Raw genomic sequence first — 11,656 nt, 5'->3', positions numbered from 1 at the left:
AGAAGGAGTGAGCGCTGACGCGCTCACTCCTTCAGCTGTTCAAGCTTCCTTGAAGGCCTCGTGTGCACGCGTCGAGTAGACCAGCGCAGCGCCGGCGTTGACCGAGATCGCGGTGCCGAGTGCCTCGGCAAGCTCGCCTTCGGTCGCGCCGTGCTTCTTTGCTTCGGCGGCATGGACGGTGATACAGCCGTCGCAACGCAGGCTGATGGCGACGGCGAGCGCGATCAGCTCGCGTGTCTTGGCGTCAAGATGCGCGGTCTTGGCGCCGGCGCCGCTCAGTGTCGCGTAGCCCTTGACCGTCTCCGGTGACAACTTCCCGATCTCACCGACGCCGGCGACGACCTGGCGGCGGTAGGTGTTCCAGTCGAACATGGCCATGTTGACCTCCATCGGTGTCCTGGCCTGTAGTGTGTCTGTGTCCGCCGCGGCGGGATATGGCCGGGCGGCTCGGAGACATGTCCGGGCGGATCAAGGAGTGCGAATGTCGGAGGCTGAAGCAGCCGAACTGTTGAATGCGATGGTGCCGCTGTTCAGGATCCGTCCCGTGATCGACGATTCCTGCAGGTTCGGTGGCAGCTGGGAGTCGCTGCACGCGCCGAACGGCCGGGGATGGGCGCAATTCCACATGGTGACGCGCGGCTCCTGCGTGGTCGAGCGGCCGGGGCTGGGTTTGCAAAGGCTGGAAGCCGGCGACATTCTCCTGTTTCCGCACGGCGACAGTCACCTGGTGCGCAGCGAGGTGAAGGGCGCTGCCGGACGGGTTTCGACCGACGTGCGTAACGGTGTCCGTCAGCGCGCTACGCTCGATGCCGCGGTTGATACCGAGCTGCTGTGCGGCCGCTTCCTATTCGAAAAATCGGACGAGAATCCCCTGATCGCTGCGCTTCCCGACGAGATCATCCTGCGCACGGCAGGAGAGCCGTTGCTGGAAAGGTTTCGGCGCCTGTTGCTCGACATCCGCGAAGAGCTGGAGTTGGGGCGGGCCGGATCTGAGATGGTCGCTGCAGACCTCGCGAGAGCCCTGTTCGTCATGATGCTCCGCGACCATCTGACGGAGCAGGCGTCCGGGAATGGGACGCTTTCGCTGTTGCAGGACCGCACCACGGCGCGCGTCGTGCTGGCGATCCTTGGCGATCTCGCCCGCGACTGGACGCTCGACAAAATGGCGGCGGTCGCGATCGCCTCGCGCGCAACGCTGGTGCGCGCCTTTCAGAAGCGCGCAAGCGTCGCGCCGATGACGTTCCTGTCCGATCTGAGATTGGCGATCGCGCGCAAGCGGCTGGCGGGCACGTCCGATTCGATCGCGAAGATCGCGGACGAGGTCGGGTATGCGTCCGAGAGCGCCCTGAGCAAGGCCATCATGCGCAAATACGGCATGCGGCCCGGCGCGCTGAGAATGACGGAGTCGGATTCGTAGGATGGGTAGAGCACTTGCGAAACCCATCATGCTTCGTCATCGCGAGAGCGAGATGGGTTTCGCTACCCGCTCTACCTATCCTACGTGCTCCGATACCAGCTCGCTACGTTCCACGTCGTGACGTCCCACCCCGAGATGTCGGTCATGAGGTTGTTGACAGCGCCGCCGGTGATGTAGCGCGACAGCAGCGGCAGGAAGATGTTGGCCTCGCAGAAGATCTCATTGACCTTGATCAGCAGCGCGGCGCGCTTGACCGGGTCGAGCTCCTGTTGCGCGGCCTTGTAGGCCTTGTCCGCTTCGGGATCGGACCAGCGCGAGACGTTGCGGCCGAGCCATTTGTTCTCCTTGTTGGAGATCTCCCAGGAGACGCATTGGTTCAGGAATCGCTCCGGATCGGGCTGCGGCATCGTCGTGTTGTACATCTCGATGTCGCAATAGAATTTCGAGTAGGTGTCGGGGTTGCCGACGTCGGAGGAGAAGAACACCGATGCGGTGACCGATTTGAGCTCGATCTCGATGCCAGCTTTCTGGCAAGCCTGCTTGATGATGGCCTGCGTCTTCTGGCGTGGCGCGTTGATCGACGTCTGGAACACGTATTTGAGCTTCTTGCCGTCCTTCTCACGGATGCCGTCGGCGCCCGTCTTCCAGCCGGCCTCGTCGAGAATCTTGTTCGCCTTGTCGACGTTGAATTCGTATTTCAGCTTGCCCGACTTGAATTGGCCGGGCTGGTTGACGAAGCTTGCGGTTGCGATGGCGGCGCGGCCGTAGATGAATTTCTGAATCCCGTCGCGGTCGATCAGCAGGTTGAGCGCCCGGCGCACGGCCGGGTCGGACAGCGTCGGGTGTTTCGTCTTGGCGCTGGAGCGTTCGCTGTCGACCTCGGACCAGGGGTCGGTCGTGTTGAGGATGATGAACTCGACGCCGCCGGAGATTGTGAACTCCACCTTGCCTTTCCCGCCGGTCTCCATGCGCTTGAGGATCTCGTCCTCCACCAGCAGGTTCCAGGCATAGTCGTATTCGCCAGTCTGCAGCACGGCGCGCGCCGCGGAGACCGCGTCGCCACCGCCCTTGATCTCGAACGTGTCGAAATACGGCTGGTTCTTGACGTGATAGTCGGGGTTGCGTTCGGCCCGGACCAGATCGCCCGGCTTGAACTCGACGAATTTATAGGGACCGGTGCCGACCGGCTTCAGATTCCCGGGCGCGTCACGCGATTTCGCGCCGACATAGTCGCCAAAGTGATGCTTCGGCAGGATCTGGCCGACCGAGCCGACGAAGGGATCGGCCCAGAACGGCGTTGGGGCCTTGAAGATCACCTTGACGGTGTGGTCGTCGATCTTCTCGACCGTGATGTTCTGATAGGACCCCGTGGTGTAGGCGGCGGTGGCAAGGTCCGCGGCGTATTGCCAGGTGAAGACGACGTCGTCGGCGGTGAAGGGTTTGCCATCGTGCCATTGCACGCCCTGCTTCAGCTTCCAGACCACGGTGGTGCCGTCGGCGGAGAGTCCGCCGTTCGCCTTGGTCGGGACCTCAGCGGCGAGGCAGGGGATGAGGTTGCCTTCCTTGTCCCAGCCGGCGAGCGGCTCGAAAAAGACACGCGAGGCGACCTGGTCCTTGGTGCCGAGCGCGAAATGCGGATTGAGCAGCGTCGGGGCCTGCCAGAGCAGGAGCTTGAGCGGACCGCCGCCGCCGGCCTTGGTCGGCTTGTAGGCCAGCGTGGCATCCGCCATCGCCACGTCGTTCCAGAGCAGGATCTGGCTCGCGACGGGCGCTGCGATCCCGACCGCAGCCATGGTCTGGATGAACGAGCGTCGCGAGAGCGTGCCTTGCTTCACCTCGGCGATGAAGCCGCGGATGTCGTTTTCGTCCATCAGATGACCTCCAACCGTCAAAGAACAGTCGTCACCGGCGCCCCATCATGTTGCATCAGGGACGAGGCGGCAATGCCGACAACGTCGGAATGCCCTGCGGCGAAATGACGGCTGCGGAACGCGGGTGCCTCCGGCACCCGAAGAACGCGAAGGCGTGTCTGCAATTTCGGACGCAAATGGAAGATTAATGCTGTCGCACCTTGCTCCGTCATTGCGAGCGCAGCGAAGCAATCCAGGGTCTCTCCGCGGAGACAGTCTGGATTGCTTCGCTGCGCTCGCAATGACGAGGAGAGGCCGGGTGCCTTGAAGAGACGCCGTGCGGCCAGCGGGACGCCGCTATGCTCTGGGTTCCAGGCATCGGTAATCCGTTGCCCTCAACGCGGGCGCCTCATTATATTGGCGCCCTGATTGCGACCGGGGCCGCCTGCACGGCGGGTCCTGAGATGAGGGCCACGCGATGGACGATACGATTGGCTTCCCCGACCCCGGTCTAGATTTGTCGGATGGCTTCAAGCCGCACACCTCGCATTGGGGCGTGTTTTCGGCACGCAACGGTGAGGCTGGCCTCGAGGTCAGAGCGTATGGCGGCGATCCCGATCCGAACGGCATCATCGACAATTTCCCCGGCGCGTTGCGCCACCAGGCGCGCATCGCCCAGCCCGCGATCCGCCGCGGCTGGCTCGAGCGCGGGCCCGGTCCCGATAGCAGGCGCGGCCGCGACGAATTCGTCTCCGTCAGCTGGGAGAAGGCACTGGACCTGCTCGGCGACGAGCTTATGCGCATCCGCGACACGCGCGGCCCCGGCGCCGTGTTCGGTGGTTCTTATGGCTGGTCGAGCGCGGGCCGGCTGCATCACGCGCAGAGCCAGGTGCATCGCTTCCTCAACATCGCGATGGGCGGCTATGTCCGCTCGGTGAATTCCTATTCCTCCGGCGCGTCCTCGGTGCTGCTGCCGCAGATTCTCGCCGGCTACGAAGACATCACCAAGCGCAACGTCACCTGGCAGCAGATCGCGGCCAAAACCGAGATCGTGCTCGCGTTCGGCGGCATGGCGCTGAAAAACTCGATGGTGGCCGGCGGCTCGATCAGCAAGCATGTCGAGCGCGGCGCCATGGAAGCGGCTCGGAAGCGCGGCTGCGAGTTCATCCTGATGAGCCCGCTGCGCGAGGATCTGCCCGTCGAGGCCGGTGCGGAATGGATGACATGCATCCCCGGTACCGATACCGCGCTGATGCTCGGCATCGTCCACACGCTGGTCGCTGAGGGCCTGCACGACCAGCCCTTCCTCGATCGTTACACCGAGGGCTGGCCCGTTTTCCTGCGCTATCTCACCGGTGAGAGCGACGGACGGCCCAAGCACGCCGAATGGGCGGCCGCGATCTGCGGCATCGACGCGAACGCGATCCGCACGCTGGCGCGGCGCCTTGCCGGCAAGCGCGCGCTCATCACCGTCTCGCATTCGCTTCAGCGCGCCGAACATGGCGAGCAGCCGGTGTGGATGGGCATGGTGCTGGCGGCAGCGCTGGGCCAGATCGGCCTTCCCGGCGGCGGCTACGCCTATTCGCTGGGAGCGATCGGCTATTATGGCCGCCGCGTCAACGACGTGCCCGGGCCGACGCTGGGGCAGGGCCGCAACGGCGTCCGTGATTTCATTCCGGTGGCGCGCATCGCCGACATGCTGCTCAATCCCGGCAACACCTATCGCTACAATGGCGAGACGCGCAGCTATCCGGATATCCGCCTGGTCTATTGGGCCGGCGGCAATCCTTTCCATCATCACCAGGACATTAACCGGCTGCGCAAGGCCTTCGCGAAAGTCGATACGCTGGTCGTGCACGAGCTCGCCTGGACCGCGACGGCGCGCCACGCCGACATCGTGCTGCCCTCAACCATGACGCTCGAGCGCGAGGACATCGGCTATTCCAGCAACGATCCACTGATGGTCGCGATGCACCGCATCGCCGAGCCGTTCGGGTTGGCGCGCGACGACTACGAGATCTTTGCCGATCTCGCCGATCGCCTCGGCGCCCGCGAGCCCTTCACCGAGGGGCGCACGTCGCGAGAGTGGCTGAAGCATCTCTACGAGCCGACCCGCGCCTCTCTCGCCAAACGCGGCCTGGAGGCGCCGAGCTTCGAGGAATTCTGGCAGCGCGGCAGCCTGGTCGTGCCGCAGCAGCCGGACGATGGCGGCCGGCTGCGTTCTTTCCGCGAGGATCCGGTCGCGCACGCACTGCCAACGCCGAGCGGACGCATCGAGATTTACTCGGCGAAGATTGCCGGCCATGGCGATGCGGATTGTCCGGGACATCCGGTCTGGCTCGAGAAGAGCGACATGCCCAAACCGGGCGCGCCGTGCTTCCTCGTCGCCAATCAGCCCGTGACGCGGCTGCACAGCCAGCTCGACTTCGGCGGGCATTCGATCGCGGCAAAACATCGCGGCCGCGAGGTCGCGCGCATGAACCCGCGCGATGCGAACGCGCGCGGCATCAAGGATGGCGACATCATCCGCCTGTTCAACGAACGCGGCGCCTGCCTTGCCGCTGTACACGTCACTGACGGCATCGCGCCCGGTGTCGTGCAACTGCCGACCGGCGCCTGGTATGACCCGATGGACCCGGAAGACGAGGCGCCGCTCTGCGTCCACGGCAATCCCAACGTGCTGACCCGCGACATCGGCACCTCCTCCTTTGCGCAGGGCTGCACCGGCCAGCTCACCAGGGTGGAGGTGGAAAAGTTCAGCGGCAATCTGCCGCCGATCCGGGCGTTCGATCCGGTGTAGCGCAGCTAGCCGCGTGCGATCCGCGTCATCTCCGCGCGATACCAGTCGCCGATCTCGCTCGCCGTCATCAGTGCGACGCCGTCGTGGCCGATGACGTAGTCGAGCAGCTGTTCGAGGTATTTGATCCGGTGCGGAACGCCGGTGATGTAGGGATGGATCGAGATCGCCATCACCCGCGCATTGTCGGCGCCCTCGAGATACAGCCGGTCGAATTGATCGATGCCGCGCTTCAAGAACTGGTCGGACGGCAGATGCTGCAGCGCGTGGACGACGATGTCGTTGGTCTCGACCGTGTAGGGGATTGTCGTGATGGTGCCGTGCGGCGTCGCGATGTCCTGCGGCAGATCGTCGATCACCCAGTCGGCGACATATTCGATGCCGTTGAGGCGCAGCAGGTCGAGCGTTTCCTCGGTCTCGGTCAGGCCTGGAGACTCCCATGAGCGCGGCGCGCGCCCGGTGAACTCTGCGATGGTCTCGACCGAGCGCTTGATTGCATCGGCCTGGTCGGGAAGCCGGTGCATCGGTCCCTGCATGAAGCCGTGGCCCATGAACTCGAAGCCGGCCTCGCGCGCGGCGGAAGCAACACGCGGATAGGCATTGCAGACATCGGCATTCGCAGCCAGCGTCACCTTCATGTTGCGATCCGTCAGCGCCTTGAACTGGCGCCAGAAGCCCGCGCGCATGCCGTATTCGTGCCACGACCAGTTCGGCACGTCGGGCAGCAGTGGTTGACCCATCGGCGGGCTCAAGACGACGCGCGGCATGGCGTTCTCGATCCGCCATTCCTCGACATTGAGGATCACCCACACCGCGAGCCGCTTGCCGTCCGGCAGCTTTAGCTTCGGCCGGTCGATCAGGGCCTGATAGGGAATGCGGTCACTGAGGGCCATCGCGAGCCTCCTGCCTTAGAGCTGAAACTATCGTCCGCCGGCGGTGACGCGCGGCATCACCTGCTCGGCCATCAGGATCATCGAGCGGCGTCCGAGCTCGCGATCGCGCCAGTCCTTGCCGGCGTAGAGCAGCGTGCCGAACTCGCCGACCTCCTCCTGAAACGCCAGGATCTGGTCGGCGACGCTGTCGGGCGTGCCATAAATGATGAGCTTCTCGCAGACCGAGTCGAGCGTGACCTCGTCGTCCGGCTGGTCGCGGCGCGTCTTGAACAGCTCGATGCGGCCGTTGTGCTTCAGCTTGGTGAAGAGCGAGCGGTAGTAATAGACGTAAGGACTGTCGGGATCGGTGGCGTAAGCCTTGGCGGTCGCCATGTCGTTCGCCACGAACACGCTCTTCGCCACCCGCCAATTGCCGGAATCGACCGTCCTGCCGACGCGCTCGCACCCCTCGACATATTTCGGCCAGTGGCTCTTCACCCACATCGGCATCAGGAAGTTGGCCGAGATCGGATCCCAGCCGCGCGCGGCGGCTTCGGTGACGCCTTTGGAGAAGGGGGCGACGGCGGTGACGACGATCGGCGGATGCGGCCGCTGCAGGGGCTGCGCGATAAAACCCTGGCCGATGTCGGCCATCAGCGTCTTCTCGGTCGTGATGTTCCAGAACTGGCCCTTGATATTGTAGGGCGGCTCGCTGTTCCAGATCTGCAAGACCTGATTGATCGCCTCGAGGAACATGGCGTTGCGATCGCGCTCGAGTGTACCGAACAGTTCCGCGTCGGAGAGCAGGCCGCCCGGGCTGATGCCGAAGATCAGGCGGCCGTCGAGCATGTGGTCCAGCATCGCGATAGTAGCAGCAACCGTCGCCGGATGAACGTTCGGCATATTGACGGTGCCGGTGCCGAGCTTGATCTGCTTCGTCGCGGCCGCAATCCAGGCCAGGAACGCGATGCAGGAGGTGATGTTCTCGGCCTGGTCGGTGACGTGCTCGCCAACATAGGCCTCGCTGAAGCCGAGCTCGTCGGCGAGCAGAAACGCTTCGCGATCCTCAGCCAGGGACTGTCGCCAGTCCTTCTCCAGCGGATGGATCGGCATCGTGAAGAAGCCCAGTTTCATAGCCGGCACCTTGTTGTTTTTATATGGGACGTCAGGCCTGCGTTCCCATCAGCTTGTCGACGGTGGTTCGCAGATGTCGGCGCATTGCTTCCATTGCGCGCGCGCGATCGCGCTGCTCGATCGCGTCGATCAATGCGTCGTGCTCGGCAAAGGAGGAATAGTCCTCCGGCGGACGCTCCGGCCTGGTATCGAGCCATCGCCACACCACCGCGCGCCGGACGTCGTCGACCGTCTGATGGATCGCCGACAACAGCGGATTTCCGGTCGCCTCCGCGATCAGGCGGTGCAGTCGCCCGTCCAGCGTTTCGTAGTCCTTCCACGTCTCGGCCTCGCGCATCTGCCGCGCCAGCACGCGCATGCCTTCGATCTGCTTGAAGGTGGCGTTGACCGCGGCGAGGCTGGCGATCTCCGGCTCCAGCACGAGCCTTGCCTCCATCGCGTTGCGCGGGCTGGTGCTGTCGCGCAGTGCGGCGAGATTGGCGCTGCCGTTGTTCGCGGGCGCGCGGATAAAAGTGCCGCGGCCGACCTCGCGCGAGAGGCGGCCGTCCAGCTCGAGGCGCGCGAGCGCCTTGCGGATCTCGTTGCGCGAAACGCCGAACTGCACGGCGAGTTGTCGCTCCGGCGGAAGGCGCGTGCCGGGACCGCCTTCAGTCAATCGAGCCAACAAATCGAACACCGGTCCAATCCTCTGTTGCAACCAATATCAACCAATCTCTATTTCGCGCGCATTGTGTTCACAAATGCAAGACCAAAACGACAGTGATGAAAGTTTGACGTTGACAGCAGCGGATTTGAAAGCGAGGCTTCAACCAATCAAAAAGCCAATTGTAAAATTGGTTGACCAATAGGTGAGGGATCGTTGCGATGGTCGAGGCTGCTGACGTTCGCACGTCAACCGACATGCCGATTCCCGACATGATGAAGGCCTGGGTGCTGGGCGACCCCGGCCAGCTCCGCCTCAGCAAAAAGCCGGTGCCGATGCCGAAGCGCGCGGAAGTGCTCGTGCGCATCGATGCGGTTGCGATCTGCGCAACGGATCTGGAGATCATCGAGCACGGCACGCCGGCGCTGATCCAGGGTGGTCCGCCCTTCAACAAGAACTTTACGCCCGGACACGAATATATGGGCACGGTGGCAGCGCTTGGTCCCGGCGTCGACGAATACCGGATCGGCGAGCGCGTCACGGTCGAGATCCACGCCGGCTGCGGCCAGTGCAAGCGCTGCCGGCAGGGCATGTACACCTCCTGCCACAACTACGGCCTGAACTACGGCGATGTCGACAAGGGCCATCGCGCCAACGGCTTCACCACCGATGGCGGCTTCGCCGAATATGCCGTCAACCACATCAATACGCTGTCGCGCGTGCCCGACGACATGAGCGACGAGGAGGCGACGCTGGTGGTCACCGCCGGGACCTCGATGTACGGCCTCACCGAGCTCGGCGGCCTCGTTGCCGGGGAGAGCGTGGTCGTTACCGGACCCGGCCCGATCGGGCTTCTCGCTGTGGCCGTTGCGAAAGCGCTCGGCGCGAGCCCCGTGATTCTGTCGGGTACCCGCGACGCCCGGCTTGCGATCGGCACCAAGCTTGGCGCAGATCGCGTCGTCAACGTGCGCAACGAAGATCTTGTGTCGGTCGTCAAGGAGATGACGGGGCGCGGCGCCGACTATGTCGTCGAATGCGCCGGCACCGACACGGCGATCAACGAAGCCGCCAAGATGGTCAATCGCGGTGGCAAGATCTGCCTCGCCGCGTTTCCGCATGAGCCGGTGCTGGCCGACATCGGTGCGCTCGTGAAGAACAACATCTACGTCTATGGCATTCGTGGCGAGGGCAGGAGCGCGACGCATCGCGCCATGGCGCTGATGGCGGAAAAGCGTTTCGACGCCACGCTGATCCATACCCACACATTTCCGCTCGCGGACCTGCCGATGGCGCTGCACTACGCGCGCAATCGCATCGACGACGCCATCAAGGTCGTGATCAAGACCCGCGGCGCGGTGACCGAGACGAAGAAGAAAGTGGCGTGAGGACGCTGCCCTGCGGCAATTGCTAGCATCTGGAAGGAAACGGCTCATGTCGGACTCGAATCCCCGCGCTCATTGGCCCGTCGAAGTGCAGCGCGAATATGAGGAAGGGCGCAACAGCGGCTGCGTCGGCAGCGTGCTGGTGTCGGAGACCGATCGCGTACGCGTCTGGCACCTGTCGATCACGCCGGGCAAGCGCTGTGGCTTTCATCGCCACGTGCTGACTTATTTCTGGACCGCGCACAATCCGGGCAAGGCGCGCGGCTATTTCGAGGATGGCCGCATCGTCGATGTCGAGCACTACAAGGGCGAAACCAGGCATCTCGCCTTTGGTGCCGGCGAGTACATGGTGCACGCGGTCGAGAACATCGGCACCACGGATCTGCTGTTCACCACGGTCGAGTTCCTCGACAGTGCCAACAAGGCGCTGGCAGTGCCGGACAGCGCACGGCTCGTGATTCCGCAAGGCGCTGACATCAAGATGGCATCATAGCCGGGCAGGATCGGCAGACGGGAATTTTTGGATGGGTACGAAAGCCAAGGCAATTCGCATGGCCGCGCAGGGCGGCCCTGAAGTCCTGAAGCTGGAGACGGTCGAACTGGCCGCGCCGGGCAAGGGCGAAGTGCTGATGCGGCAGACCGCGATCGGCCTCAATTTCATCGACGTCTATTTCCGCGACGGCTCTTATGCGCTGGATCTCCCGGCCGGACTCGGCGCCGAAGCCGCGGGTGTGGTCGAGGCCGTCGGCGAGGGCGTGACGGAATTCAAGGCCGGCGACCGTGTCGCCTATGGCGGCTCGGCGCCGGGCGCTTATGCGACCCACCGGCTGATGCCGGCCGCACGCCTCGCTCCCATTCCGCAATCCGTGAGTGACGAGGCCGCAGCGGCCGTGCTGATGAAGGGCATGACGGCGGAGTACCTCTTGAACCGCTGCGTTGCGGTCAAGCCGGGGCAGCAGGTGCTGTTCTACGCGGCCTCCGGCGGCGTCGGCCTGATCGCCGGCCAATGGGGCAAGCATCTCGGTGCCCGCATGATCGGCGTCACCAGCGGCGGGAAGAAGGCGGAGCTCGCACTCGCGCACGGCTACGATGCCGTGATCGACCGTAGGAACGAACGCATCCCCGAGCGGGTGAAGGCACTGACCGGCGGCAAGGGTGTCGCGATCGCCTATGATTCCGTCGGCAAGGACAGTTTTGAAGCCACGCTCGCCTCGCTCGCCCCGCGCGGGTTCTTCGTCACCTTCGGCGCGACCACCGGTGCGCCGCCGCCACTCGAGGCGGCATTGCTCCAGAAGAACGGATCTCTCTATTATACGCGGCCGACACTTGCGACTTACATCGCCGCGCGCGAGGATCTCGTGGCATCGGCCGCCGCCGTGTTCGACCTCGTCGGCAAGGGCGTGATCAAGCCGGTGATCGGGCACCGCTATGCGCTCGCCGAGGCGGCCGCGGCCCATCGCGATCTCGAGGCGGGATCAACCCAGGGGTCGTCGCTGCTGATGCCCTGACTTTATCGACGGAGGCGGCAAGCTCCCGCCTCCGAGAGACCCCGCAGAACAAC

Annotated in this window: 10 protein-coding genes; 5 read left to right on the top strand and 5 right to left on the bottom strand. The window is 64.4% G+C overall.

The features are described 5' to 3' along the window. Positions 1–39: 39 nt before the first annotated feature. Entirely contained in the window at positions 40–378 is a 339-nt protein-coding gene (locus K3F49_RS07855) for a carboxymuconolactone decarboxylase family protein (protein WP_234680305.1), read from the bottom strand. 103 nt (positions 379–481) lie between these two features. Between K3F49_RS07855 and K3F49_RS07850 the strand changes: the two genes are divergently transcribed. Continuing rightward, the gene (locus tag K3F49_RS07850; protein ID WP_234680304.1) at positions 482–1,417 is read left to right on the top strand and encodes an AraC family transcriptional regulator; all 936 of its coding nucleotides are present in this window, start codon (positions 482–484) and stop codon (positions 1,415–1,417) included. 80 nt (positions 1,418–1,497) lie between these two features. Here K3F49_RS07850 and K3F49_RS07845 read toward each other — a convergent pair whose 3' ends face one another. Beyond that, complete coding sequence (locus K3F49_RS07845; protein ID WP_234680303.1) at positions 1,498–3,288, bottom strand: peptide ABC transporter substrate-binding protein; 1,791 nt, start codon at positions 3,286–3,288, stop codon at positions 1,498–1,500. 457 nt (positions 3,289–3,745) lie between these two features. Between K3F49_RS07845 and K3F49_RS07840 the strand changes: the two genes are divergently transcribed. Then, positions 3,746–6,067 carry a molybdopterin guanine dinucleotide-containing S/N-oxide reductase gene (locus K3F49_RS07840; protein WP_234680302.1) on the top strand — a complete coding sequence of 774 codons (2,322 nt, stop codon included), beginning with the start codon at positions 3,746–3,748 and terminating at the stop codon, positions 6,065–6,067. A 5-nt stretch (positions 6,068–6,072) separates the two neighbouring features. Here K3F49_RS07840 and K3F49_RS07835 read toward each other — a convergent pair whose 3' ends face one another. Genes K3F49_RS07835 through K3F49_RS07825 form a run of 3 tightly spaced genes read right to left on the bottom strand, consistent with a single transcriptional unit; the run spans position 6,073 to position 8,746 of the window. After that, entirely contained in the window at positions 6,073–6,957 is an 885-nt protein-coding gene (locus K3F49_RS07835; RefSeq protein ID WP_234680301.1) for a polysaccharide deacetylase family protein, read from the bottom strand. 27 nt (positions 6,958–6,984) lie between these two features. Then, the gene (locus K3F49_RS07830; protein WP_234680300.1) at positions 6,985–8,070 is read right to left on the bottom strand and encodes an LLM class flavin-dependent oxidoreductase; all 1,086 of its coding nucleotides are present in this window, start codon (positions 8,068–8,070) and stop codon (positions 6,985–6,987) included. A 31-nt stretch (positions 8,071–8,101) separates the two neighbouring features. Beyond that, positions 8,102–8,746 (bottom strand): FadR/GntR family transcriptional regulator, encoded by a 645-nt coding sequence (locus K3F49_RS07825; RefSeq protein WP_234680299.1) that lies wholly within the window; start codon positions 8,744–8,746, stop codon positions 8,102–8,104. A 188-nt stretch (positions 8,747–8,934) separates the two neighbouring features. On the opposite strand from K3F49_RS07825, the gene K3F49_RS07820 reads away from it, so the two are divergent. The 3 genes from K3F49_RS07820 to K3F49_RS07810 are packed head-to-tail and all read left to right on the top strand — an operon-like array spanning position 8,935 to position 11,603. Continuing rightward, positions 8,935–10,098 carry a zinc-dependent alcohol dehydrogenase gene (locus K3F49_RS07820; protein ID WP_234680298.1) on the top strand — a complete coding sequence of 388 codons (1,164 nt, stop codon included), beginning with the start codon at positions 8,935–8,937 and terminating at the stop codon, positions 10,096–10,098. A gap of 46 nt (positions 10,099–10,144) precedes the next feature. Further along, positions 10,145–10,588: a cupin domain-containing protein gene (locus tag K3F49_RS07815; RefSeq protein ID WP_234680297.1), complete on the top strand. Its 444-nt coding sequence runs from the start codon at positions 10,145–10,147 to the stop codon at positions 10,586–10,588. A gap of 31 nt (positions 10,589–10,619) precedes the next feature. Continuing rightward, entirely contained in the window at positions 10,620–11,603 is a 984-nt protein-coding gene (locus K3F49_RS07810) for a quinone oxidoreductase family protein (RefSeq protein WP_234680296.1), read from the top strand. The last annotated feature ends 53 nt before the right edge of the window (positions 11,604–11,656 follow it).

Origin of the sequence: Bradyrhizobium monzae (assembly GCF_021458635.1) — a bacterium.
Lineage (GTDB): Bacteria > Pseudomonadota > Alphaproteobacteria > Rhizobiales > Xanthobacteraceae > Bradyrhizobium.
The sequence above is the reverse complement of the archived record's forward strand: the minus strand, read 5'-3'. Positions and strand labels throughout refer to the sequence as shown.

What these genes read in the sequence shown, in the direction of transcription:
- K3F49_RS07855 (WP_234680305.1), bottom strand. Translation starts at nt 378, where the DNA reads ATGGCCATGTTCGACTGGAACACCTACCGCCGCCAGGTCGTCGCCGGC.
- K3F49_RS07850 (WP_234680304.1), top strand. Translation starts at nt 482, where the DNA reads ATGTCGGAGGCTGAAGCAGCCGAACTGTTGAATGCGATGGTGCCGCTG.
- K3F49_RS07845 (WP_234680303.1), bottom strand. Translation starts at nt 3,288, where the DNA reads ATGGACGAAAACGACATCCGCGGCTTCATCGCCGAGGTGAAGCAAGGC.
- K3F49_RS07840 (WP_234680302.1), top strand. Translation starts at nt 3,746, where the DNA reads ATGGACGATACGATTGGCTTCCCCGACCCCGGTCTAGATTTGTCGGAT.
- K3F49_RS07835 (WP_234680301.1), bottom strand. Translation starts at nt 6,957, where the DNA reads ATGGCCCTCAGTGACCGCATTCCCTATCAGGCCCTGATCGACCGGCCG.
- K3F49_RS07830 (WP_234680300.1), bottom strand. Translation starts at nt 8,070, where the DNA reads ATGAAACTGGGCTTCTTCACGATGCCGATCCATCCGCTGGAGAAGGAC.
- K3F49_RS07820 (WP_234680298.1), top strand. Translation starts at nt 8,935, where the DNA reads ATGGTCGAGGCTGCTGACGTTCGCACGTCAACCGACATGCCGATTCCC.
- K3F49_RS07815 (WP_234680297.1), top strand. Translation starts at nt 10,145, where the DNA reads ATGTCGGACTCGAATCCCCGCGCTCATTGGCCCGTCGAAGTGCAGCGC.
- K3F49_RS07810 (WP_234680296.1), top strand. Translation starts at nt 10,620, where the DNA reads ATGGGTACGAAAGCCAAGGCAATTCGCATGGCCGCGCAGGGCGGCCCT.